Raw genomic sequence first — 22,130 nt, 5'->3', positions numbered from 1 at the left:
ACGGCTCGGATCGGGAGCGCCAAGGCACCATGAGCACTTCGCAGGACCGGCTTGATCGGCTCACCCACATCGACGAGGCGGGTGCCGCCCGCATGGTCGACGTGTCGGAGAAGGACGTGACCGCGCGCACCGCCCGCGCCAGCGGCCGTGTCCTCGTCTCGCCGCGCGTCGTGGAACTGCTGCGCGGCGAAGGCGTGCCCAAGGGGGACGCCCTCGCCACCGCGCGGATCGCCGGGATCATGGGTGCCAAGCGCACGCCCGACCTGATCCCGCTCTGCCACCCGCTGGCCGTGTCCGGGGTGAAGCTCGACCTGTCCGTGGCCGACGACGCCGTGGAGATCCTGGCCACCGTGAAGACGACGGACCGTACGGGCGTCGAGATGGAGGCCCTCACCGCGGTCTCGGTCGCGGCGCTCACCGTCGTCGACATGGTCAAGGCGGTCGACAAGGGCGCGGTCATCACGGACGTGCGCGTCGAGGAGAAGACCGGCGGCAAGTCGGGCGACTGGAACCGCGGGTCCCGGTCATGACCGACGCCTACCGCGCCCTCGTCGTCACCGCCTCGAACCGGGCCGCCGCCGGGGTCTACGAGGACAAGGGCGGACCGCTGATCGCCGAGGCCCTGCGGACGCTGGGCTTCGCCGTCGAGGGGCCCCAGGTCGTGCCGGACGGCGACCCCGTCGAGGCCGCGCTGCGGTCCGCGGTCGAGGCCGCGTACGACGTCGTCGTCACCACCGGCGGCACCGGGATCTCGCCCACCGACCGCACCCCTGAAGCGACCGCCCGCGTCCTCGACGCCGAGGTGCCCGGCATTCCCGAGGCGATCCGCGCGTACGGGCGGGAGAAAGTGCCGACCGCGGCGCTCTCCCGTGGCCTCGCGGGGGTCGCCGGGCGCACACTGATCGTGAACCTGCCGGGGTCCAGCGGGGGAGTCAGGGACGGTCTCGCCGTCCTGGCGCCGCTGCTGACCCACGCCGTCGACCAGATCCGCGGCGGCGACCACCCCAGACCCGATGCCCACGCCGGGGGTGCGCACTGAACAGCCCGTCCTGGCCCGTCGTCCTGGCGGAGGGCGATGTCGTCCTCCGCCCCATAAGGCTGCGCGACCAGCGTGCCTGGCGCGAGGTGAACCGGCGCAACCGCGACTGGCTGCGCCCCTGGGAGGCGACGATCCCGCCGCCCACGCCGAGCGGCCCGATCACCCACCGCCCGACCTACCGTCAGATGGTGCGCCATCTGCGCTCGGAGGCGAACGCGGGCCGGATGCTGCCCTTCGTCATCGAGTACCAGGGCCGGCTCGTGGGGCAGTTGACCGTCGCCGGCATCACCTGGGGATCCATGTGCTCGGGCCACGTCGGCTACTGGGTGGACGAGGCCGTGGCCGGGCGCGGAGTGATGCCGACGGCCGTCGCGCTCGCGGTCGACCACTGCTTCCGCACGGTCGGGCTGCACCGCATCGAGGTGTGCATTCGGCCGGAGAACGGGCCGAGCCGCAGGGTCGTGGAGAAACTCGGATTCCGCGAGGAGGGGCTTCGCCCACGGTATCTCCACATCGACGGCGGCTGGCGGGACCATCTCGTGTTCGCGCTGACCGCCGAGGAGGTCCCGGAAGGTCTCCTCAAGCGCCGCCGTCGCGAGCGCCGGGGCAACACCGCAGGTCCGGCCACTCCCAACAGCGTGGATCCGGGCGCCCCCTCGAAATAAAATAAATGTTCGAAATTGATCGGCGAGGGACCGCCAGAGGCATTAAATTCGCGTCCCGGTCAGCCAGTTGATCGCATCAGTCGCAAAAAAAGCTCGAAATATCAGCCAGATCGTGCGACACACCGGCCCAATTGGCGGATGGCCTCACGCAAACCCCTCTACGGTGTGAGGCGTGAGCAGCAGCGGCCTCATCTACGCAGTCATCGTCGGGGCCTGGGCCGCCTACTTGGTGCCGATGTGGCTCCGTAGGCAGGACGAGCTGAACGAAGCCCGTCCGACGGAACGCTTCAGCACCGCCATCCGGCTTCTCTCCGGCCGGGCGGGCATGGAGCGCCGGTACGCCAAGGACCTGCAGGCGCGCTCGCCCGAGGCGGACGAGCGGCGCGGCGACCCGGTCGACCCGGACGCGACCACCGACGCGGTGGACGTCCGGGCCTTCGTCGTGCGCCCGGAGCCCGCCCGGGAGCCCGAACCCGAACCGGAGCCGGAGCCCGCCCCGGAGCCCGCCCCGGTCAAGTCCCGCCCGGTGCGCGCCACTTCCGCGGAGGCACAGGCCCGGGCCCGGCGCACCAAGGCGCTCGCGCGCCGCCGCCGCACCACCGTGCTGCTCTTCGTCGCCTTCACCGCCGGTGCCGTCGTGGCCGGCGTCGGCGGCGTCCCGTTCCTGTGGGCGCCCGCCGTGCCGGCCCTGCTGCTGAGCGCGTACATCGTGTACCTGCGGGCCCAGGAGCGCCGCCGCTTCGCCTACGTCATGGACCGGCGCCGCGCCGAGATCGCCGCGCAGCGGCTGCGGGAGCGCCAGCCGCGCAGGCGGCAGCCGGCCGGCGGACGCGTCGCGGCCGAGTACGCCGACAACGCGGAGGACGGACCAGCCGGCGGCGAGACGGCCACCGACCCCGGTCTGGAGGCGCTCGCCGCCGACCGGCGCGCGCTCGTCGAGCAGACCGACCACGCGGAGTGGGTCGACCAGCAGCGCGAGCGGCAGGCCCGCCCCGGCCCCGGCGACAGCTGGGACCCGGTCCCCGTGCCGCTGCCCACGTACGTGACCGCACCCGTCGCCCCGCGCGGCACCGGCGGCATCGACTACGGCGCTCCGGAGACCTGGAGCCCGGCCCGGTCCTCCGCCGCCGAGCAGGCCGCCGCCCCGGAGCCCGAGGAGCAGCCGGCCGCCGACGACGGCCGCAGCGACGCCCGCCGCGCCGCCTCCGCCCGGCGCTCCCGCGAGCGCGGCCGCACCCCGCTGTTCGACCAGTACGACGACGGCACGGGCAAGCGGCCGCGCGCCGCCAACGAGTGATCGGGGCCACAGCGGGGGTCCCGGGGCTGACCAGCCGGGGAGCGGATTTCCGAGCACCCCGATCGGGGTGCTAGAGTTTCACTCGTTGCAAGGGCCTGTGGCGCAGTCTGGTAGCGCACCTCGTTCGCATCGAGGGGGTCTGGGGTTCAAATCCCCACAGGTCCACTGCAATTGGAGCCCCGCCGGGTTTACCCGGCGGGGCTCTTGCCTGTTCCCGTACGTGCCCGGTCCCGTTCCCGCACGTACCCGGCGCGCGCTCAGTCCTGGAGCGGCTTCGCGTAGCAGCGGCTCAGCTCGTCGAAGCGGTAGTGGCCGAACTTGGGGCAGGGCTCGTAACCGCTGGACGTGTAGAGGGCTATCGCCTCGGGCTGCTTGGTGCCCGTCTCCAGGACCATGCGCAGCCGGCCCGCCGCCCGGGCGTCCGCCTCCAGGGCCGCGAGGATCCGGCGGGCCAGACCGAGGCCGCGGGCCTCCGGAGTGACGTACATCCGCTTCAGCTCGGCGTCGCCGTCGGCGTACGCCTCCTCGTTCGCGTCCTGGGTGCGCCAGCCGCCCGTCGCGAGCGGGGTGCCCTGCTCGTCGTAGGCGATCAGGTACAGGCCGCGCGGGGCGTCGAACATCGAGGGGTCGAGCGGTGTGACATCGCCCTCGTCGCCGTAGCGCTCCGCGTACTCGAGCTGTACGCGGTCGTTCAGGGCGATCGCGTCGGGGTGGCCGAAGGAGACGGGGCGCAGGGTGAGCGCCGAGGCCGGCGCGGGCTGGATAGTCATGCGTAGCATCGTAACTCTATGCTGGCGGTTGCGGCTGACTCGTCCAGTGTGCCGGTACCGTGACCGGGTGCTGACTGTGACCACTGTGAATGTGAACGGGCTGCGGGCCGCCGCCAAGAAGGGCTTCGTGGAGTGGCTGGCGGAGACCTCCGCCGACGTACTGTGCCTCCAGGAGGTGCGTGCCGAGCCGGAGCAGCTGCCGGCCGAGGTGCGCGAGCCCGAGGGGTGGCACGTCGTGCACGCTCCGGCCGGGGCCAAGGGCCGGGCCGGTGTCTCCCTCTACACGCGGCGCGAGCCGGAGCGGGTGCGGATCGGCTTCGGGTCGGCCGAGTTCGACGGCAGTGGCCGGTACGTGGAAGTGGATCTGCCGGGCGTCGTCGTCGCCTCCCTGTACCTGCCGTCGGGCGAGGTCGGGACCGAGCGGCAGGACGAGAAGATCCGGTTCATGGACGAGTTCCTCGTGTACCTGAAGGAGCTGCGGGTGCGGGCCGCCGCCGACGGGCGCGAGGTCGTCGTCTGCGGCGACTGGAACATCGCGCACCGCGAGGCGGACCTGAAGAACTGGAAGGGCAACAAGAAGAACTCCGGATTCCTGCCCGAGGAGCGGGAGTGGCTGGGGCGGGTCCTCGACGCCGCCGACGGCGGCTACGCGGACGTGGTGCGGGAGCTGCACCCGGACGTCGAGGGCCCGTACTCGTGGTGGTCGTACCGCGGGCGCGCCTTCGACAACGACACGGGCTGGCGGATCGACTACCAGATCTCGACGCCGGGCCTCGCCGGGCGCGCGGTCAAGGGATTCGTCGAGCGGGCCGCCACGCATGCCGAGCGCTGGTCGGACCACGCGCCGGTGACCGTCGTCTACGAGTAGGCGTCACCGGCCGGGGGCCCGCCCGGATCCGGCCCCGGGCAGGCTCGTTCAAGGGCTTACGTCCCCTCGTACGGCATGGCAGATTTTAGTCGCGTACATGATGAGTTCGCGGTCAACTGCCGACTGTACGGGGGGACTTCATGTCTCGTTCCGATCATGCCTCTGCCGTTTCTGCCTCTCGTGTCACCGGCCGGCGCGGGCTGCTCCTCGGGGCCGCCGGGGCCGGGGCCGGGCTCGCGCTCGCCGGAGCCGGGGCCGGGCAGGCGCAGGGGGCGCCCGCGGGGGCGCCGCCGGTGCTGCTCACCGAGCAGGCGAGCAAGCGGATCCTGGTGCTCGATCCCGGGGTCGGCGTGTGGGACCCCGCCGCCGATCCGTCCGTCGTGAAGTGGGCGTTCTCGCCGGTGGGCGACCCCGGGTACCGGGATCTCGTGCCCGATGCCAGCTGGGTGTACCCGAGCGAGGCCAAGGTGCGCAGACACCGGGGGCGGACGTACGTGCTGACCACGGCGTCGTTCGGGTTCGTGGCCGTCGTCGAGGTGCCGTCCGGGCGGCGGTACTGGGGTGCGGCCCTCGGCCCCGGCGACGACCTGTTCAACCCGCACACCGCCGAGATCCTCCCGGACGGGAACGTCGCCGTCGCGTGCAGCACGGGCGCCCTCGTGCGGCTCTACGCGGCCTCGCTGGGGCCGCACGCGAAGCGGTACACCGAGGTCGGGCTGAAGGGCGCGCACGGGCTGCACTGGGACGGTGCGCGGCGGCTGCTGTGGGCCATGGGGGACGACGAGCTGGTGGCCTACGAGGTGGCGGGGACGCGGGTGCGGCCCGCGCTGGTGCGGCGGTCCGCCGTGGCGCTGCCCGTCGCCACCCCGGGGAAGTCGGCCGGCGGGCACGATCTGTTCCCCGTGGCCGGTCGGCCGGGGCGGATGTGGGTGACGACCAGCGCCTCCGTGTTCCAGTACGACATCGCCGCCGGCGCCTTCGTGCAGGACTTCGCCGGGGCCGACGAGATCGTGCGGAAGTCGGTGAAGTGCGTGGGTGACGACCCGCGCACCGGCCGGGTCGTCACCACCGTGCCGGAGAAGGGGCTCGGCGAGACCTGGTGGACGACGACGGTGAGCGTGCACCGGCCGCCGGGCGCCTACGAGCTGGTCAACGGCGGGATCTACAAGGCTCGCTGGTGGCTTCCCCGCTGAGCTTGCGGTCCAGGGCCATGGAGAGTTCCGCCTCCACCACCGACTTGGCGAGGGGGCGCAGCCGCTCGACGTCCTGCTCGGCGGCGTGGGCGAGGACGAGGTCGGCGAAGAGGGTGGCCAGGGACTCCGCGTGCTCGCGGACCCGCTTGGCCGCGGCGAGCACCTCGGCGAGCGGGATGCCCTCGCGGACCAGCGCCGCCGAGACGTCGAGGAGGCGGCGGCTGATGTGCACGATCTCCTCGCCGTCGGTGCCCAGGTAGCCGAGGTCGAGGGCGGCCTGGAGGTTCTCCGGGGTGTCCTGGCCGGCGAAGTAGTCGGCGAGCTCGGGGGCGGTGAGGCGGACCGGGGTCTCCTCGGTGGGGGCGCCGATGCCGAGGAGCTCGCCGACGTCGCGGCCCCGGTCGAATGCCTCGGAGAGTTCGGCGATGCCGTTGAGGGTGTGGCCGCGGTCGAGGAGCGCGGCGATGGTGCGCAGTCTGGCCAGGTGGGTCTCGTCGTACCAGGCGATGCGGCCCTCGCGGCGCGGGGGCTTGATGAGGCCGCGCTCGCGGTAGAAGCGCACGGTGCGCACCGTGATGCCGGCCGCGTCGGCCAGCTCCTCCATGCGGTACTCGCGCTTCTCCCGGTCCGCCGCCACGTCCGCCACGTCGCCTGCCACGTCGTCTGCCACGCCGGAAACCCTATGTCGTACCGACGGTAACTTTCCTGGGCCCGACCCCTACCCATCAGTACGCACCTGCTCTACCCTCCGAATTGCGCCAGTGTTCACTGGCAGGATCGTGCGGCAAGGGAGGCGCCGGGATGGGCACGGACGAGCGCGGGCATGAGCACGTGCGGGTGGCGGTGATCGGGTCCGGGTTCGGCGGTCTGGGCGCCGCGGTCCGGCTGCGCCGCGAGGGCATCACCGACTTCGTGGTCCTGGAGCGGGCCGGCACCGTCGGCGGCACCTGGCGCGACAACAGCTACCCGGGATGCGCCTGCGACGTACCGTCCCACCTGTACTCCTTCTCCTTCGCGCCGAACCCGGACTGGCCGCGCACCTTCTCCGGCCAGGAGCGGATCCACGAGTACCTGGAGCACGTCGCCGACACCTTCCGGCTGCGCCCGCACATCCGCTTCGACTCCGAGGTGCGGCAGGCGCGCTGGGACGCCGAGAAGCTCTGGTGGGAGATCGAGACCACGAGCGGCACCCTCACCGCCGACGTCGTCGTCTCCGCGACCGGACCGCTCTCCGACCCGAAGGTCCCGGAGGTCCCCCGCCTCGACTCGTTCACCGGCAAGGTCTTCCACTCGGCCCGCTGGGACCACGACTACGACCTGCGCGGCAAGCGCGTCGCCATGATCGGCACCGGCGCCTCCGCCATCCAGATCGTGCCCGCGATCCAGCGCGAGGTCGGGCGGCTCACCCTCTTCCAGCGCACGCCCCCGTGGGTGATGCCGCGCGCCGACCGCGCCATCACGAAGGCCGAGCGCTGGCTGCACCGCCAGCTGCCCTTCACCACCCAGGCGCGCCGCGGACTCCTGTGGGGCATACGGGAGTTGCAGGTCCAGGCGTTCACCAAGCGGCCCGACGAGCTGGGCCTGGTGGAGAACCTGGCCAAGGCGAACATGCACCGCGCGGTCAAGGACCCGGCGCTGCGCGCCAAGCTCACCCCGGACTACCGCATCGGCTGCAAGCGGATCCTGCTGTCCAACACCTACTATCCGGCGCTGGCCCGGCCGAACGTCGACGTCGTCGCCTCCGGCCTGAGCGAGATCCGCGGGAACACCCTGGTCGCCGCCGACGGCAGCGAGGCCGAGGTCGACGCGATCATCTTCGGCACCGGCTTCCACGTCACCGACATGCCGATCGCGGACCGGGTGACCGGGGCCGACGGCGACACGCTCATGCAGTCGTGGAAGGACGGCATGAAGGCGCTGCGCGGCGCCACCGCGGCCGGCTTCCCGAACTTCATGACGATCATCGGGCCCAACACCGGCCTCGGGAACTCCTCGATGATCCTGATGATCGAGTCCCAGCTGAACTATCTGGCCGACTACATGCGGCAGTTGGACGTCCTCGGCGGCCGCGTCGCCCTGAACCCCCGCGAGACCGCCGTCACCGGCTGGAACAACCGGGTCCAGGACCGGATGAAGCGCACCGTGTGGAACACCGGCGGCTGCACCAGCTGGTACCTCGACGCCAACGGCCGCAACACGACCGTCTGGCCCGGCACCACCACCGAGTTCCGGCAGGCCACCCGGCACGTCGACGTCGGCGAGTACGAGGTCGTGCGCCCGCCCGTCGCCGAGCGGCCCGCCACGTCCCGTACCGCCAAGCGCACGAAGAAGGCAGAGGTGAAGGCCGCATGAGCCGCCTGATGCACGTGACGTCCGGGCCGTTCGCCCCGCCCGTCGCCGCCCGCGAGCTGACCGTCGAGTCGGCGGACGGGGCCCGGCTGCACGTCGAGGTGCACGGCCCCGCCGAGAGCACGGCGGCGTCCACCGTGGTGCTCGCCCACGGCTGGACCTGCTCGACCGCCTTCTGGGCGGCGCAGGTGCGGGACCTCGCCGCCGACCACCGCGTGGTCGTGTACGACCAGCGGGGGCACGGCCGCAGCCCGGCCGCCGCGCAGCTCCCGTACACGCCCGAGATGCTGGCCGACGACCTGGTCGCCGTGCTCGGCGCGACGCTCGGTCCTGGGGAGCGGGCGGTGCTCGCCGGGCACTCGATGGGCGGCATGACGATGATGGCCGCGGCGAAGCGGCCCGAGTTCAAGGAGCACGCCGCCGCCGTCCTGCTGTGCAGCACCGGCAGCTCGGGCCTGGTCTCCGAGGCGACCGTGGTGCCGATGCTCGGCGCGGGCGCCCTGCGCACCCGGCTGACCCGCTCGATCCTCGGGTCGAAGGCGCCGCTCGGCCCGGTCACGCCGGTCGGCAAGAAGGTCCTCAAGTACGCGACCATGGGCCCTGGTTCGTCACCGGACAAGGTCGAGGCCTGCGCGCGCATCGTGCACGCCTGTCCGCGCGGTGTGCGCTACGGCTGGTCGCACGTGCTGGAGACGCTCCAACTCGACGATCAGGTCGGCGAGTTGACGATGCCGGTGGCCGTCGTCGTCGGGACCGCCGACCGGATGACGCCCGCCGTGCACGCCCGGCGGATCGCCGCCGCGCTGCCGGACTGCGTGGGCCTGACCGAACTGGCGGGTCTCGGCCACATGACACCCATCGAGGCTCCGGAAGCCGTCACGGCGAAGATCCGTGAGCTGTCGGACACCTACGTACAGACGGAGAAGGGGGCGGATGTCGCATGAGCAAGGTCAGTCTGGAAGGGCAGGTCGCGGTCGTCACGGGCGCCGCGCGCGGAGTCGGTGAGCTGCTCGCCCGCAAGCTGTCGGCGCGCGGCGCCAAGATCGCCCTGGTCGGCCTGGAGCCGGACGAGCTGAAGCAGGTGGCCGGGCGGCTGCACGCCGACGCCGACTGGTGGCACGCGGACGTCACCGACCACGAGGCGATGGCGCAGGTCGCGCGCGAGGTGAAGGAGCGGTTCGGGAAGGTCGACATCGTCGTGGCGAACGCGGGTGTCGCGACCGGCGGGCCGTTCGTCGACTCCGACCCCGTGGCCTGGCGGCGGGTGATCGAGGTGAACCTCATCGGGTCCGCCGTCACCGCCCGCGCCTTCCTGCCCGTCCTCATGGAGTCGCGCGGCTACCTGCTGCAGATCGCCTCGCTCGCCGCGATCACGCCCGCGCCGATGATGACCGCCTACTGCGCGTCGAAGTCGGGCGTGGAGGCGTACGCGCACAGCCTGCGCGCCGAGGTCGGCTACAAGGGCGTCCGGGTCGGCGTCGGCTATCTGTCCTGGACCGACACCGACATGGTGCGCGGCGCCGACCAGGACGACGTGATGCGCGAGCTGCGCCAGCGGCTGCCCTGGCCGTCGAACAAGACGTATCCGCTGGGCCCGGCCGTCGACCGGATCGTGGCGGGCATCGAGCGGCGGTCGTCGCACGTGTACGCGCAGTGGTGGCTGCGCGGCATGCAGGGCATCCGCGGCTACCTGCCCGCGGTCATCGGCTCGGTCGGGCAGCGCGAGATGCGCCGGTTCGAGCCGCGGCTCGGCAGCGTGTCGCGCGGACTCGTGGGGGCCGGCGGCGCCGCCGACGAGCAGGTACGAGAGCGCTGACCTGCGGTTCTCTCCCTTCGACACGGTCGGTCATTGATCGAAATGCGATGAATGTCCGGCCGTGTCAGGCTGGTCGAGGCCCAATCCCCTCACCCACCAACGGGAGTGAACAGCATGGGCATCATGGACCAGTTCAAGGACAAGGGCGAAGAGCTCTCCAACAAGGCCAAGGACGCCATGGGCGGCGCCAAGGACGAGTCGAGTGAGCGAGCCCAGCAGGCGCAGGACGAGGCGAGCGAGCGCAGCTCGCAGGCCCCGGACCAGGCGCAGCGGGCCGCCCAGGAGGCGCAGGACAAGTTCGACCAGGACTACGACGCCTGACGCTTCCCCCTGAGCGAGTCGGACCCCACCCGGGACGCCGGGTGGGGTCCGACTGCGTCTGCCCGGCGCCCCCGCCCCCCGCCCCGCTGCCGCCCTACCGGGGCGGCAGTTTCGGTCGGCGGCGGTCCGGCACGTCCGTGTAGTCCGGCGGGTCGAGGGCGCCCTGTTCCCGCAGCAGGTCGAGGGCGAGGTGCACCGCGTCGTCGAGCTGTGCGTGCCGGCCCTCCGCCCAGTCGAGCGGGGTGCGCAGGACCTCGATGTCCGGGTCGACGCCCCGGTTCTCGACGGACCAGCCGTACTCGGGGAACCACGCCGCGTTCATCGGCACCGTGATCACCGTGCCGTCGCCGAGCTTGTGCCGCCCGGTCATGCCGACCACGCCGCCCCAGGTGCGCTGGCCGACGACCGGGCCGAGCGCGAGTAGCTTGAACGCCGCGGTGATCATGTCGCCGTCCGACGAGGTGGCCTCGTCGGCGAGGGCGACCACCGGTCCGCGCGGCGCGTTCGACGCGTACGACACGGGCTGCGCGTTCCGCGTCAGGTCCCAGCCGATGATCTTCCGGGTCAGCTTCTCGACGACCAGCTCGCTGATGTTGCCGCCCGCGTTGCCCCGGACGTCGACGATGAGCGCGGGCCGCGACACCTCCATGCGCAGGTCCCGGTTGAACTGTGCCCAGCCCGATCCGCCCATGTCGGGGATGTGCAGATAGCCGCACTTGCCGTTGCTCAACTCCCGTACGACGGCCCGGCGTTTGGCCACCCAGTCCTGGTAGCGCAGCGGCCGCTCGTCGACGAGCGGGACGACCGCGACGCGGCGCGCCCGGCCCTCGCCCTCGGCCGGGGTGAAGGTCAGCTCCACGGTCGTGCCGCCCGCGCCGGCCAGCAGCGGGTACGGGCCCGTGAGCGGGTCGACCGGGCGGCCGTCGACATGGGTGAGGATCGCGCCCTCGCGGATGCCGGTGCCCGCGAGCGGGGAGCGGGCCTTGGAGTCGGACGAGTCGCCGGGCAGGATCCGGGTGAGCATCCAACTCCCGTCCCGGCACACCAGGTTGGCGCCGAGCAGGCCCTGGGCGCGCTGGTAGTGGGGCGGGCCCTCGTTGCGGCGGGCGGCGGCGACGTAGGCGTGCGAGGTGCCCAGTTCACCGAGGACCTCCCGCAGCAGGTCCGCGAACTCGTCGGGGGACGCGACCCGTTCGACCAGCGGCCGGTACTGGTCGAGGACGGCGTCCCAGTCGATGCCGCACATCCGCGGTTCCCAGAAGTAGGCGCGGATGAGCCGGCCCGCCTCGTCGAACGACTGGCGCCACTCGGCGGCCGGGTCCACCTCGTGCAGGATGCGGCGCAGGTCGATCCAGATCGTGGAGTCGTTGTCGCCCGCCTCGGCCGACGGCACGGCGCTCAGCTCGCCCTCGTCGCCGACGACGAGCCGGGTGCCGTCGCCGCTGACCGCGAACCAGTCCATGTGGTCGACCAGTTGGGTCTTCTTGCCCTTGGCCAGGTTGAAGTGTTCGAGGGTCGGCTGGGACGAGGTGTCGGCCGGGTTGGCGAACGTCTCGCCGAGCGCGCCCGAGATCGGCCAGCGCAGCCAGACGAGGCCGCCGCCGGCGACCGGGTACATCGCCGAGTACTTGGAGGCCGCGACCGGGAACGGCACCACCCGGTTGGGCAGGCCCTCGATCTCCACGGTCGGCGTGCCGTCCCCGGTGTCCTCGCCGGGGTCGAGCCCGCCGGCGGCCGTGCGCCCGTCGGGGGAGAGGGCGAACGGGGACGGGGTCGCCGACGACAGCGGTACGAGGTAGGGGCGGCAGCCCAGCGGGAACGACAGGTCGCCGGTGTGCACGTCGTAGACCGGGTCGAAGCCGCGCCAGGACAGGAACGCGAGGTAGCGGCCGTCCCGGGTGAAGACCGGGTTCTCGTCCTCGAAGCGGCCGTTGGTGACGTCGACGATCGTGCGGTCCTTGATGCGGGCCATCTTGATCTGCCGCAGCGAGCGTCCGATGCGCGGGTGCGACCAGGTCAGCCAGGCGCCGTCCGGCGAGAACGCGAGGTCGCGGACCGGGCCGTTCGTGGACCGGATCAGCTCGGTGACCTCGCCGTTCGACTCCTCCGTCGCGTCGATGAGGAGGAGCCGGCCGTCGTTCGAGGCGATGGCGAGGCGCTCGCCGTCCGGGTCCGCGACCAGCTCCTGGACGCGGCCGAGCCCTCCGGAGGCGAGCCGGCGCGGCTCCCGGTCGCCGCTGGCGCGCGGCAGGTAGGCGATCTCGACGGCGTCGTCGCCCTCGGCGTCGGTCACGTAGGCGACCTGCCCGCCGGAGCCGAGCATCTCGGGGAGCCGGACCCGCACGCCCGGGGTGTCGGTGATGGTGCGGGCCGGGCCGTCCCGGTGCGTCAGCCAGTACAGGGAGCCGCGCACGACGACCGCGCTGGCCCGCCCCGTCTCGTCGACCGAGAGCGCGTCGACGTGGCGGGCGGCCGGCACCTGGTAGCTGCGGCGCCCGGCGCGCGGGCCGCCGAGCCGCACGGTCAGCCGGCGCGGCTCGGAGCCGGGGCCGAGGTCGTCCAGGATCCACAGCTCGCCCGCGCACTGGTAGACGATCCGGGTGCCGTCGGACGAGGCGTGCCGGGCGTAGAAGGCGTCGTGGTCGGTGTGCCGGGTCAGGTCGGAGCCGTCGGGCAGGCACGAGTAGACGTTGCCGACGCCCTCGTGGTCGGAGAGGAAGGCGATCCGGTCGCCGACGAACATCGGGGCGTCCAGATGTCCGTCGAGGTCGGCGAGGATCCGCTGCCCGTGCACCCACAACCGGCCCTGCGCGCCGCCCCGGTAGCGCTTCCAGGCGGCCGGCTCGTGCGGCGGCGTGCCCGTCAGGAGCAGGGTCCTGCGCTCCCCGTCGATGTCGGCGACCTGGATGTCGCTGACCGGGCCCCAGGGGAGCTTGCCGCCGGGGGAGCCGTCGGTCGGGACGCTGTAGGCGAAGGTGAAGTAGGAGAACGGCTCGCCGTGCGAGGCCACCGCGAGGACGTCGGCCCGGCCGTCCTTGTCGGGGGGTGACCAGCCGCGGACCTGGGTGTCGACGCTGCCCCAGTACGTGAGGCGGCGGGCGGCGCCGCCGTCGACCGGTGCGAGGTGGATCTCCGGGTCGAGGCTGCGCCAGGTCGTGTAGGCGATGTGGCGGCCGTCGGGGGCGAAGCGCGGGTGGCCGATCTTGGTCCGGTCGGCGGTGACCCGCCAGGCCCGCGCGGAGCCGTCCAGGGGGGCGACCCAGAGGTCGTCCTCCGCCACGAAACAGAGTCGCTCGCCGCTCAGGTGCGGGAATCGCAGGTACGCCTCGGCTGTCTCTTCTGTCACCTCCCCATGCTTTTCCGCGCGATGGCCTCCGGCAACCTGGGCCCCGAAAGGGGCGCGGGGAACTGCGCGAGCAACCCCCGGCGAGGCGCGGACGCGTCTGCTCGGTCGCTGAGCGGACGCGTCCGCGGCTTTTGTCGTGGCTGAGCGCGCAGTTCCCCGCGCCCCTTTCGGGCACAAGTGTGGCGCAGTACACGTACGAAACGGTTTCGTTTCGCTAGCGGGGAGGGTATGTTCAGGGGCGTAAGGACACGGAGAGGTCAGGTGAGGTCATGGTCGCCGAAGCGGCAGCGCGACGCAGCCGGATCACGCCCGAGCGCGAGGCCGAGCTGTACGGCGCCGTGCTCGACCTGCTCCGCGAGGTCGGTTACGACGCCCTGACGATGGACGCCGTGGCCACCCGCACCCGGGCCAGCAAGGCGACGCTCTACCGCCAGTGGGGCGGCAAGGCCGAGCTGGTGGTGAAGGCGCTGCGGAACCAGAAGCCGCAGTTCGACGAGATCGACACCGGCACCCTGCGCGGTGACCTCCATGCGATGTCCCTCCGCGAGGACGACTGTCACATGGAGCAGAACAGCGCGCTGATGCGCGGCCTGATGGTGGCCGTGCACGCCAACCCCGATCTGCTCGCGGCCTTCAAGGAGTGGATCGTCGCTCCCGAACTGTCCGGTCTCGACCGGATGCTGCAGCGAGCCGTGGACAGAGGCGAGATCCGGGCCGACAACCCGGCGCTCGACTATGTGATGCACATGCTGATCGGCGCGTTCGCCACCCGCACGCTCATCGACGAGCTGCCCCCCACGCGGGCCTACCTCTCTTCGTACATCGACGCTGTGGTCCTCCCCGCCCTCAGCGCGTAACTCCCTTCCGCAGCACCCTGCTCACCTGACGCGCACCGCTCACGTCGTCGGGCCGACACCCCCTGCCCAGATTCGCCCCACGACCTGACCGGGAGTACGCCCTCGTGGCCACGTTCCTCTACAAGCTCGGCAAACTAGCGTTTCGCCGACGGCACTTCGTCGCCCTGATCTGGGTGGCGCTGCTCACGCTCGCGGGCGTGGGCGCGGCCACCGCGCCGACCGCCGCCTCCAGCTCCTTCTCGATCCCCGGCACCGAGGCCCAGAAGGCCTTCGACCTGCTGGACCAGCGCTTCCCCGGCTCCGCGGCCGACGGCGCCACCGCCCGCGTCGTCTTCAAGGCACCGGCCGGCGAGAAGCTCTCCGACGCCGCCAACAAGGCGGACATCCAGGACACCGTCTCCGCGATCAAGTCGAGCTCGAAGCAGGTCGCGTCCGTCGCCGACCCGTTCGTCGCCAAGACGATCAGCAAGGACGGCACGATCGGCTACACCTCGGCCTCGTACAAGGTCTCCTCGATGGAGCTGACCGACGACGACCGGGACGCGCTGCAGAAGGTCATCGACCAGGCCAAGGAGACCGGGCTGACGGTCGAGGTCGGCGGTGACGCGCTGCAGGCCATGCCGGAGACGGGCGCCACCGAGGTCATCGGCATCGCCGTCGCGGCCGTCGTCCTCGTCATCACCTTCGGCTCGCTGCTCGCGGCGGGGCTGCCGCTGCTCACCGCGATCATCGGCGTGGGCATCGGCGTCTCGTCGATCACGGCGCTCGCCAACGCGCTCGACCTCGGCACCACCACCTCGACCCTCGCGATGATGATCGGCCTCGCGGTCGGCATCGACTACGCGCTGTTCATCGTCTCCCGCTACCGCGCCGAGCTGGCCGAGGGCCGGGAGCGCGAGGAGGCGGCCGGGCGGGCCGTCGGCACGGCGGGCTCCGCGGTCGTGTTCGCGGGTCTGACCGTCGTCATCGCCCTCGTCGGCCTCGCCGTCGTGAACATCCCGATGCTGACCAAGATGGGCATCGCCGCGGCCGGCACCGTCGCCATCGCCGTGCTCATCGCCCTCACGCTCATCCCGGCGCTGCTCGGCTACGCGGGCAAGCGCGTCCACGGCCGCAAGGCCCGCAAGAACCTGTCGGCGGACAAGCCGGCCGACGCCAGGCCCAACATGGGCACCCGCTGGGCCCGCTTCGTGCTGCGCCGCCCGGTCGCCGTCCTGATCGCCGGCATCGTCGGCCTCGGCGCCATGGCGGTCCCGGTCGCCTCGCTCGAACTGGGCCTGCCCGACGACGGCGTCCAGCCGACCGACACCACCCAGCGCAAGGCGTACGACCTGCTCTCCGACGGCTTCGGCCCCGGCTTCAACGGGCCGCTCATGACGGTCGTCGACGCCAAGGGCGCGGACGACCCGAAGGCCGCCGTCGACCGGGTCGTCACCGCGATCAAGGACACGGACGGCGTCGCCGCGGTCACCCCGGCCACGTTCAACAAGGCCGGCGACACCGCCATCGTCAGCGTCGTCTCGAAGTACAAGCCGTCCTCCGTCGAGACCGAGGACGTCGTCCACGCCATCCGTGACGAGGGCAAGGACATCAAGGCCGACACCGGCGCTGAGCTGAGCGTCACCGGCTCCACGGCTATGAACATCGACGTCTCGCAGAAGCTCAACGACGCGCTCGTGCCGTACCTGGCGCTCGTCGTCGGCCTGGCCTTCCTGCTCCTGATGGTCGTGTTCCGGTCGGTCCTGGTGCCGCTGAAGGCCGCCCTCGGCTTCCTGCTCTCGGTGCTCGCCGCGCTCGGCGCCGTCGTCGCCGTCTTCCAGTGGGGCTGGCTCGGCTCGGTCTTCGGCGTCGACCAGACGACCCCGATCATGTCGATGATGCCGATCTTCATGGTGGGCGTGGTCTTCGGTCTCGCGATGGACTACGAGGTGTTCCTCGTGACGCGGATGCGCGAGGCGTACGTGCACGGCGAGCGGCCCGCGCAGGCGATCGTCACCGGGTTCCGGCACGGGGCGCGGGTGGTCACGGCCGCGGCGATCATCATGATCGCGGTGTTCGCGGGCTTCATCGGAAGCTCCGAGCAGATGGTGAAGATGATCGGCTTCGGCCTCGCGATCGCCGTCTTCTTCGACGCGTTCGTGGTCCGCATGACGATCGTGCCCGCGGTGCTCGCGCTGCTCGGCAAGAAGGCCTGGTGGCTGCCGAAGTGGCTGGACCGGGCGCTGCCCAACGTGGACGTCGAGGGCGAGGGCCTCGCCAAGGGCGCCGCCGCCGGCGAGCGGCCCGAGGAGGACCGCGAGCTCGTCAGCGCGTGATGCCCTGAGGGGCCACCGGGGCGACGGTCGTGTACGTCCGGCGCAGGAAGCGGATCAGCGCTTTCGCGTCGAACTGCACGACCGTCGCCCCGTTCGCGTGCTCGTGGAACTCGATGACCACCTGGACCCGGCCGCAGGGCCAGATCCGGACGTCGCCGGCGGAGACGGGGCCGCGCAGACCGCGTTCGAGCAGATCGCGCGGGAAGACCCACTCGCCGGAGTCGGGGAGCGTGACGTGGATCCGGCCGTCGTAGCGCAGCATCACCGGAACGGCCCGGGGTGCCTCGGGGGAGTCGGTCACGACGCGGGCGCGGGCGTACTGCTCGACGTACTGCTCGACGGCGCTCATGCCTTCAAATGTCCCATATGTCCGACTGTACGGGCCAGGGCTAATTGGTTCCGAGACGCTCTTGCGAGCTGTTCGCAACAGGGCACTATCATCGAACGGTCAACCAGCCCGGTTGCCAGTCACCAGCAGCCCGAGCGCCGGAGAGCCCGCCATGCATGTCCCCGACGGATTCATCAACGCCCCCGTCTCGGCGGCCGCAGGTGTCGTCGCCGCGGGTGCCGTCGCCGTCAGCCTGCGCGGCGCGCGCCGCGAGCTGGACGAGCGCACGGCGCCGCTGGCCGGTCTGGTCGCGGCGTTCATCTTCGCCGTCCAGATGCTCAACTTCCCGGTGGCCGCGGGCACCAGCGGCCATCTGCTCGGCGGCGCGCTGGCCGCGATACTCGTCGGCCCCTGCACAGGGGTCCTCTGTGTGTCCGTGGTGCTCCTCATGCAGGGCGTGCTCTTCGCCGACGGCGGCCTGACCGCGCTCGGCGTGAACATCACCGACATGGCGATCACCACCACCGTCGTCGCCTACCTCGTCTTCCGCGGCCTCGTGAAGGTGCTGCCGCGCGGCCGCCGCTCGATCACCGTGGCGTCCTTCGTGGCGTCCCTGCTCTCGGTCCCGGCGGCCGCGATCGTCTTCACCCTCCTTTACGCCATCGGAGGGACGACCGACGTCTCGATCGGCAAGGTCGCCACCGCCATGGTCGGCGTGCACGTCCTGATCGGCATCGGCGAGGCCGTGATCACCGCGCTCACCGTGGGCGCCGTCGTGGCCGTCCGGCCCGACCTCGTCCACGGCGCCCGGGGCCTGCAGCAGAAGCTCAAGCTGCGGGTCGGCGGGGAACTCGTCGACGCGGCCCCGAACACCCCGGCGGCGGCCCCCGCCGCGGCCCGCTCGCACCGGAAGATCTGGGTGATCGGCCTGGTCACCTCCCTCGTCCTGGCCGGCTTCGTCTCCTTCTACGCGTCCGCGAACCCGGACGGCCTGGAGAAGGTCGCGCACGACAAGGGCATCGACAGCAAGACCGAGGAGCACGCCTCCGCGGACTCCCCGCTCGCCGACTACGGCGTCAAGGACGTCACCGACGCCCGGCTCTCCGGCGGCCTCGCCGGAGTCATCGGCGTCGGCGTGACCGTCGTCGCCGGCTCGGCCGTCTTCTGGGCGCTGCGCAGGCGGCGCACCAGCGAGCCGACGTCCACCGAGGTCCGCACCCAGGAGAGCGTCTGACATGGGCGCAGGTCACGCCCACCGCCTCTACCGTGCCGGGCACTCGCCCGTGCACGCGCTGCCCCCGCACACCAAGCTCGCCGCCGTCTTCTGCTTCGTGGTCGTCGTGGTCTCCACCCCGCGCGAGGCGATGTGGGCCTTCGGGCTGTACGCGGTGCTGCTCGCGGGGGTCGCGTACGCGGCCCGGGTGCCGGCCGGCTTCCTGCTCAAGCGGCTCCTGATCGAGATCCCGTTCGTCGCCTTCGCCGTCCTGATGCCGTTCGTCGCGGAGGGCGAGCGGGTCCAGGTGCTCGGCATGTCGCTGAGCGAGAGCGGACTGTGGGGCGCGTGGAACGTGCTGGCCAAGGGCACCCTCGGCGTCGCCGCGTCGGTGCTGCTGGCCTCCACGACCGAACTGCGCGCCCTGCTGCTCGGCCTCCAGCGCCTCAAGCTGCCGCCCCTGCTCGTCCAGATCGCCTCCTTCATGATCCGCTACGGCGACGTGATCACCGACGAGATGCGCCGCATGAGGATCGCCCGGGAGTCGCGCGGCTTCGAGGCGTCCGGAGTGCGCCACTGGGGCGTCCTCGCCAAGTCGGCGGGAGCCCTCTTCATCCGCTCCTACGAGCGGGGGGAACGCGTGCACCTGGCCATGGTCAGCCGGGGCTACGCGGGATCGATGCCGGTGATCGACGAGGTGAGCGCGTCCCGGGCACAGTGGTCCTCCGCGCTGGCCCTGCCGGGCACGGCGCTCGTCGTATGTCTGTTGGGATGGACGCTGTGACTGCTTCTCTGGAGGTCTCCGGCCTCGCCTTCGCCTACCCGGACGGGCACCAGGCCCTCTTCGGCGTGGACCTCACCATCGGCAGGGGCGAGCGGGTCGCGCTGCTCGGCCCGAACGGCGCGGGCAAGACCACCCTCGTCCTCCACCTCAACGGCATCCTGACGGGCGGCGCCGGCACGGTCACCGTCGCCGGACTCCCGGTGGACAAGCGGAACATGGCGGAGATCCGCCGCAAGGTCGGCATCGTCTTCCAGGACCCGGACGACCAGCTGTTCATGCCGACCGTGCGCGAGGACGTCGCGTTCGGCCCGGCGGCGGCCGGAATGAAGGGCGCCGAACTGGAGGACCGGGTCCGCAAGGCCCTCGCCCTGGTCGGCATGGAGGAGTTCGCTGACCGGCCCCCGCACCACCTGTCGTTCGGCCAGCGCCGCCGGGTGGCGGTGGCCACCGTCCTCGCGATGGAACCGGAGATCCTGGTCCTGGACGAGCCGTCCTCCAACCTCGACCCGGCCTCCCGCCGCGAACTGGCCGACATCCTGCGCTCCCTGGACGTCACGGTCCTGATGGTCACCCACGACCTGCCGTACGCCCTCGAACTGTGCCCGCGCTCGCTGATCCTCAGCGAGGGCGTCATCGCGGCGGACGGCCCCACCGGCGACCTCCTCACCGACGAGGACCTGATGCGCGCGCACCGCCTGGAACTGCCCTTCGGCTTCGACCCCGCGTCGGTCGCCCGGTAGCGCGAGCGCCCCGCCGCCCGGAATCAACCGGCATCCGTGCCTGTTGCACCCACCGTGGACACCGCAGTGAACGGCACGACCGACCCCCGATTCGCAGGCGTACGCGCCGCCTTCGCCCGCAATTTCACGGAGCGGGGCGAGCGCGGTGCCGCGGTCGTCGTCTACCGGGACGGGCACCGGGTCGTCGATCTGCACGCCGGGACGCGGGACGTCGACGGCGGCCGGGACGGCACGCCGTGGACGCCCGGCACCGCCCAGCTCCTGCGGTCCGCCACCAAGGGCGTCGCCGCGGCGGTCCTGCTGCTCCTGCACCAGCGCGGCACACTCGACCTCGACGCGCCGGTGAGCGCGTACTGGCCCGAGTTCAAGGCGCACGGCAAGGAGGACGCCCGCGTCCGTGACGTGCTCGCCCACCGGGCCGGCGTGCCCGCCCTCGACCGGCCGCTGACCCCCGCCGAGGCCGCCGACCCGGACCTCGGTGCCGCGGCCGTCGCCGCCCAGGCCCCCGCCTGGACCCCGGGCACCGACCACGGCTACCACGCCCAGACGCACAGCTGGCTCACCGGTGAACTCGTGCGCCGGACCACCGGCCGGTCGATCGGCGGCTGGGTCGCCGACGAGATCGCCGGGCCCCTCGCAGCCGACCTGTGGATCGGACTGCCGGACGAGCAGGCCCACCGGGCCGGCCGCGTCGGCCCCGTCGAACCCCCGGCCGCCCCCGGCGGCCTGCGCGCCCGCCCCAAGCGCGCCATCACCGAGGCGTACACCGACCCCGCCTCCCTGACCAGCCGGGCCTTCGGATCGATCACCCCGTCCCCGGACGAGAACGACCCGGCCTACCGCGCCGCCGAGCTCCCCGGCTCCAACGGCATCGGCACGGCGGACGGCCTCGCCCGCTTCTACGCCTCGCTCATCGGCGAAGTCGACGGCGGCACCCGGCTGTTCACGCCGGAGACCGCCCGGCTCGCCCGAACCGAAGCCTCCTCGGGACCCGACCGCGTCCTCGTCGTCCCGTCCCGCTTCGGCCTCGGGTACATGCTGCACGGCGTCGCCTCCCCGCTGCTCGGCCCCGGCTCCTTCGGCCACCCGGGGCGCGGAGGCGCGCTCGGGTTCGCCGACCCGGAGTCCGGCATCGCGTTCGGCTACGTCACGAACGGCATGCAGAAGGGCGTCACCGCCGACCCGCGCGCTCAGGCCCTGGTCGCGGCGGTGCGGTCGGCGCTCGACGAGCCCACCAGCGGGGCGTAGGCGAGCAGCAGGAACACGGCGCCCAGCGGGATCAGGTCCTTCGTCGCGAACGGCATCAGCGCCGTCGCGAAGACCGGGCACGGCGCCCACAGCGGCAGCCTGCGCAGCGCGTACAGGCGCAGGGTCAGGACGACCTGGCCGACGAAGCCGCAGCGCACCCTGAGGGGTCCGTCGGGGATGCCCCGGGTAGCGTCCCGGGCATGACACGCTTCGAAGGACACGGAGTACTGGTCACCGCCGCGGGCCGCGGCATCGGCGCCGCCGTCGCCCGCCGGCTGGCCGAGGAGGGCGGCCGGGTCCTGGTGACCGACATCGACCTCGCGGCCGCCGAGAAGGTCGCCGCGGAGATCCGTGAACGGGGCGGCGAGGCCCGGGAGTTCGGCTGTGACGTCGGCGACCGGGCGTCCGTCGAGGCCGCGGTGGCACACGCCGTCGACACCTTCGGCCGCCTCGACGTCCTCGTCAACAACGCCTACGCCTGCCACCCCGACGCCCCGCTCTTCGAGGACGAGGAGGACGAGGTCTGGGCCCGCGACCTCGACCTCACGCTCACCGGCGCCTACCGGTGCAGCCGCGCCGCCCTGCCGCACCTCGCGGCGTCCGGGCGGGGCGCCGTCGTCAACATCGGTTCCGTCAACGGGATCCAGGACTTCGGCAACCACGCCTACAGCGCCGCGAAGGCCGGCCTGATCTCGCTGACCCGCACGCTCGCCGGGCACGCGGGCCCGCGCGGCGTCCGGGTCAACCTCGTCGCCCCCGGCACGGTCCGCACCGGCGTCTGGGCCGACCAGGGCCGGAACCCGGACACCGTGGCGCGGCTGTACCCGCTCGGCCGGGTCGGCGAGCCGGAGGACATCGCCGCGGCGGTGGCGTTCCTCGCGTCGCGGGACGCGGCGTGGGTGACCGGCACCGTGCTGCCGGTGGACGGCGGTGTGACCGCCGTCAACGTCGGCTTCAAGTCCAACCCGCCGAGCTGAGGGC

22 protein-coding genes and 1 tRNA gene are annotated in these 22,130 nt (G+C 72.5%); 18 read left to right on the top strand and 5 right to left on the bottom strand.

What is annotated here, in order from left to right:
* Positions 1–29: 29 nt before the first annotated feature.
* The 5 genes from moaC (at position 30) to RBJ77_RS29835 (ending at position 3,166) form a co-directional block, all read left to right on the top strand.
* Positions 30–530, top strand: coding sequence for a cyclic pyranopterin monophosphate synthase MoaC (moaC, locus tag RBJ77_RS29855; RefSeq protein ID WP_372347846.1), 501 nt, complete (start codon positions 30–32; stop codon positions 528–530).
* Positions 527–1,039: a molybdenum cofactor biosynthesis protein B gene (locus RBJ77_RS29850; protein ID WP_372347845.1), complete on the top strand. Its 513-nt coding sequence runs from the start codon at positions 527–529 to the stop codon at positions 1,037–1,039. Before moaC ends, RBJ77_RS29850 begins: the two co-directional genes overlap by 4 nt.
* Positions 1,036–1,704, top strand: a complete 669-nt coding sequence (locus RBJ77_RS29845) for a GNAT family N-acetyltransferase (RefSeq protein WP_255972582.1) — start codon at positions 1,036–1,038, stop codon at positions 1,702–1,704. Before RBJ77_RS29850 ends, RBJ77_RS29845 begins: the two co-directional genes overlap by 4 nt.
* Before the next feature lie 172 nt (positions 1,705–1,876).
* Positions 1,877–3,001, top strand: a complete 1,125-nt coding sequence (gene glpR / locus RBJ77_RS29840) for a gephyrin-like molybdotransferase receptor GlpR (RefSeq protein ID WP_372347844.1) — start codon at positions 1,877–1,879, stop codon at positions 2,999–3,001.
* Positions 3,002–3,092: 91 nt separating this feature from the next.
* Positions 3,093–3,166: transfer RNA gene (locus RBJ77_RS29835), tRNA-Ala, on the top strand.
* Positions 3,167–3,258: 92 nt separating this feature from the next.
* Here the strand turns inward: RBJ77_RS29835 and RBJ77_RS29830 are convergent.
* Positions 3,259–3,771 carry a GNAT family N-acetyltransferase gene (locus tag RBJ77_RS29830; protein ID WP_255972554.1) on the bottom strand — a complete coding sequence of 171 codons (513 nt, stop codon included), beginning with the start codon at positions 3,769–3,771 and terminating at the stop codon, positions 3,259–3,261.
* 46 nt (positions 3,772–3,817) lie between these two features.
* On the opposite strand from RBJ77_RS29830, the gene RBJ77_RS29825 reads away from it, so the two are divergent.
* Both RBJ77_RS29825 and RBJ77_RS29820 read left to right on the top strand, forming a co-directional pair.
* Complete coding sequence (locus RBJ77_RS29825) at positions 3,818–4,639, top strand: exodeoxyribonuclease III (protein ID WP_372347843.1); 822 nt, start codon at positions 3,818–3,820, stop codon at positions 4,637–4,639.
* Positions 4,640–4,779: 140 nt separating this feature from the next.
* Complete coding sequence (locus RBJ77_RS29820) at positions 4,780–5,832, top strand: DUF6528 family protein (RefSeq protein ID WP_372347842.1); 1,053 nt, start codon at positions 4,780–4,782, stop codon at positions 5,830–5,832.
* On the opposite strand, the gene RBJ77_RS29815 is transcribed toward RBJ77_RS29820, so the two are convergent.
* Complete coding sequence (locus tag RBJ77_RS29815; protein ID WP_372347854.1) at positions 5,789–6,436, bottom strand: MerR family transcriptional regulator; 648 nt, start codon at positions 6,434–6,436, stop codon at positions 5,789–5,791. The genes RBJ77_RS29820 and RBJ77_RS29815 overlap by 44 nt on opposite strands.
* 197 nt (positions 6,437–6,633) lie before the next feature.
* On the opposite strand from RBJ77_RS29815, the gene RBJ77_RS29810 reads away from it, so the two are divergent.
* The 4 genes from RBJ77_RS29810 (at position 6,634) to RBJ77_RS29795 (ending at position 10,318) form a co-directional block, all read left to right on the top strand.
* Positions 6,634–8,184 carry a flavin-containing monooxygenase gene (locus RBJ77_RS29810; RefSeq protein WP_372347841.1) on the top strand — a complete coding sequence of 517 codons (1,551 nt, stop codon included), beginning with the start codon at positions 6,634–6,636 and terminating at the stop codon, positions 8,182–8,184.
* Positions 8,181–9,125, top strand: a complete 945-nt coding sequence (locus RBJ77_RS29805) for an alpha/beta fold hydrolase (protein WP_372347840.1) — start codon at positions 8,181–8,183, stop codon at positions 9,123–9,125. Before RBJ77_RS29810 ends, RBJ77_RS29805 begins: the two co-directional genes overlap by 4 nt.
* Positions 9,122–9,997, top strand: coding sequence for an SDR family oxidoreductase (locus tag RBJ77_RS29800; protein WP_255972544.1), 876 nt, complete (start codon positions 9,122–9,124; stop codon positions 9,995–9,997). Before RBJ77_RS29805 ends, RBJ77_RS29800 begins: the two co-directional genes overlap by 4 nt.
* Before the next feature lie 114 nt (positions 9,998–10,111).
* Complete coding sequence (locus tag RBJ77_RS29795; protein ID WP_255972542.1) at positions 10,112–10,318, top strand: hypothetical protein; 207 nt, start codon at positions 10,112–10,114, stop codon at positions 10,316–10,318.
* 94 nt (positions 10,319–10,412) lie between these two features.
* Here the strand turns inward: RBJ77_RS29795 and RBJ77_RS29790 are convergent, their stop codons facing one another.
* The gene (locus RBJ77_RS29790; protein WP_372347839.1) at positions 10,413–13,664 is read right to left on the bottom strand and encodes a S41 family peptidase; all 3,252 of its coding nucleotides are present in this window, start codon (positions 13,662–13,664) and stop codon (positions 10,413–10,415) included.
* A 269-nt stretch (positions 13,665–13,933) separates the two neighbouring features.
* Between RBJ77_RS29790 and RBJ77_RS29785 the strand changes: the two genes are divergently transcribed.
* Positions 13,934–14,521 (top strand): TetR/AcrR family transcriptional regulator, encoded by a 588-nt coding sequence (locus RBJ77_RS29785; protein ID WP_372347838.1) that lies wholly within the window; start codon positions 13,934–13,936, stop codon positions 14,519–14,521.
* A gap of 104 nt (positions 14,522–14,625) precedes the next feature.
* The gene (locus tag RBJ77_RS29780; RefSeq protein WP_372347837.1) at positions 14,626–16,836 is read left to right on the top strand and encodes an MMPL family transporter; all 2,211 of its coding nucleotides are present in this window, start codon (positions 14,626–14,628) and stop codon (positions 16,834–16,836) included.
* On the opposite strand, the gene RBJ77_RS29775 is transcribed toward RBJ77_RS29780, so the two are convergent.
* Positions 16,826–17,185 carry an SsgA family sporulation/cell division regulator gene (locus RBJ77_RS29775; RefSeq protein WP_372347836.1) on the bottom strand — a complete coding sequence of 120 codons (360 nt, stop codon included), beginning with the start codon at positions 17,183–17,185 and terminating at the stop codon, positions 16,826–16,828. The two genes, RBJ77_RS29780 and RBJ77_RS29775, sit on opposite strands and share 11 nt — an antisense overlap.
* A 151-nt stretch (positions 17,186–17,336) precedes the next feature.
* Between RBJ77_RS29775 and RBJ77_RS29770 the strand changes: the two genes are divergently transcribed.
* Genes RBJ77_RS29770 through RBJ77_RS29755 form a run of 4 tightly spaced genes read left to right on the top strand, consistent with a single transcriptional unit; the run spans position 17,337 to position 21,149 of the window.
* The gene (locus RBJ77_RS29770; protein WP_372347835.1) at positions 17,337–18,398 is read left to right on the top strand and encodes an energy-coupling factor ABC transporter permease; all 1,062 of its coding nucleotides are present in this window, start codon (positions 17,337–17,339) and stop codon (positions 18,396–18,398) included.
* Between the two features lies 1 nt (position 18,399).
* Positions 18,400–19,161, top strand: coding sequence for a cobalt ECF transporter T component CbiQ (gene cbiQ, locus RBJ77_RS29765; RefSeq protein ID WP_372347834.1), 762 nt, complete (start codon positions 18,400–18,402; stop codon positions 19,159–19,161).
* Positions 19,149–19,901 carry an energy-coupling factor ABC transporter ATP-binding protein gene (locus tag RBJ77_RS29760; RefSeq protein ID WP_372347833.1) on the top strand — a complete coding sequence of 251 codons (753 nt, stop codon included), beginning with the start codon at positions 19,149–19,151 and terminating at the stop codon, positions 19,899–19,901. Before cbiQ ends, RBJ77_RS29760 begins: the two co-directional genes overlap by 13 nt.
* 54 nt (positions 19,902–19,955) lie before the next feature.
* On the top strand, positions 19,956–21,149 hold the full coding sequence (locus RBJ77_RS29755; protein ID WP_372347832.1) for a serine hydrolase domain-containing protein: 1,194 nt from the start codon (positions 19,956–19,958) through the stop codon (positions 21,147–21,149).
* Here the strand turns inward: RBJ77_RS29755 and RBJ77_RS29750 are convergent.
* Entirely contained in the window at positions 21,092–21,307 is a 216-nt protein-coding gene (locus tag RBJ77_RS29750) for a hypothetical protein (protein ID WP_372347831.1), read from the bottom strand. The two genes, RBJ77_RS29755 and RBJ77_RS29750, sit on opposite strands and share 58 nt — an antisense overlap.
* Positions 21,308–21,349: 42 nt before the next feature.
* On the opposite strand from RBJ77_RS29750, the gene RBJ77_RS29745 reads away from it, so the two are divergent.
* Entirely contained in the window at positions 21,350–22,126 is a 777-nt protein-coding gene (locus RBJ77_RS29745) for an SDR family NAD(P)-dependent oxidoreductase (RefSeq protein ID WP_372347830.1), read from the top strand.
* Positions 22,127–22,130: the final 4 nt, after the last annotated feature.

It is taken from the genome of Streptomyces sp. KL116D, from assembly GCF_030766975.1.
Taxonomy (GTDB): domain Bacteria; phylum Actinomycetota; class Actinomycetes; order Streptomycetales; family Streptomycetaceae; genus Streptomyces; species Streptomyces longispororuber_A.
This window is presented reverse-complemented; position numbering and strand designations above follow the sequence as displayed.

Excerpts from the sequence above, each read along its gene's own strand:
- moaC (WP_372347846.1), top strand. The coding sequence starts at position 30 with ATGAGCACTTCGCAGGACCGGCTTGATCGGCTCACCCACATCGACGAG.
- RBJ77_RS29775 (WP_372347836.1), bottom strand. The coding sequence starts at position 17,185 with ATGAGCGCCGTCGAGCAGTACGTCGAGCAGTACGCCCGCGCCCGCGTC.
- RBJ77_RS29795 (WP_255972542.1), top strand. The coding sequence starts at position 10,112 with ATGGGCATCATGGACCAGTTCAAGGACAAGGGCGAAGAGCTCTCCAAC.
- cbiQ (WP_372347834.1), top strand. The coding sequence starts at position 18,400 with ATGGGCGCAGGTCACGCCCACCGCCTCTACCGTGCCGGGCACTCGCCC.
- RBJ77_RS29745 (WP_372347830.1), top strand. The coding sequence starts at position 21,350 with ATGACACGCTTCGAAGGACACGGAGTACTGGTCACCGCCGCGGGCCGC.
- RBJ77_RS29815 (WP_372347854.1), bottom strand. The coding sequence starts at position 6,436 with ATGGAGGAGCTGGCCGACGCGGCCGGCATCACGGTGCGCACCGTGCGC.
- RBJ77_RS29830 (WP_255972554.1), bottom strand. The coding sequence starts at position 3,771 with ATGACTATCCAGCCCGCGCCGGCCTCGGCGCTCACCCTGCGCCCCGTC.
- RBJ77_RS29820 (WP_372347842.1), top strand. The coding sequence starts at position 4,780 with ATGTCTCGTTCCGATCATGCCTCTGCCGTTTCTGCCTCTCGTGTCACC.
- RBJ77_RS29805 (WP_372347840.1), top strand. The coding sequence starts at position 8,181 with ATGAGCCGCCTGATGCACGTGACGTCCGGGCCGTTCGCCCCGCCCGTC.
- RBJ77_RS29800 (WP_255972544.1), top strand. The coding sequence starts at position 9,122 with ATGAGCAAGGTCAGTCTGGAAGGGCAGGTCGCGGTCGTCACGGGCGCC.
- RBJ77_RS29785 (WP_372347838.1), top strand. The coding sequence starts at position 13,934 with ATGGTCGCCGAAGCGGCAGCGCGACGCAGCCGGATCACGCCCGAGCGC.
- RBJ77_RS29850 (WP_372347845.1), top strand. The coding sequence starts at position 527 with ATGACCGACGCCTACCGCGCCCTCGTCGTCACCGCCTCGAACCGGGCC.
- RBJ77_RS29810 (WP_372347841.1), top strand. The coding sequence starts at position 6,634 with ATGGGCACGGACGAGCGCGGGCATGAGCACGTGCGGGTGGCGGTGATC.
- RBJ77_RS29760 (WP_372347833.1), top strand. The coding sequence starts at position 19,149 with ATGGACGCTGTGACTGCTTCTCTGGAGGTCTCCGGCCTCGCCTTCGCC.
- RBJ77_RS29770 (WP_372347835.1), top strand. The coding sequence starts at position 17,337 with ATGCATGTCCCCGACGGATTCATCAACGCCCCCGTCTCGGCGGCCGCA.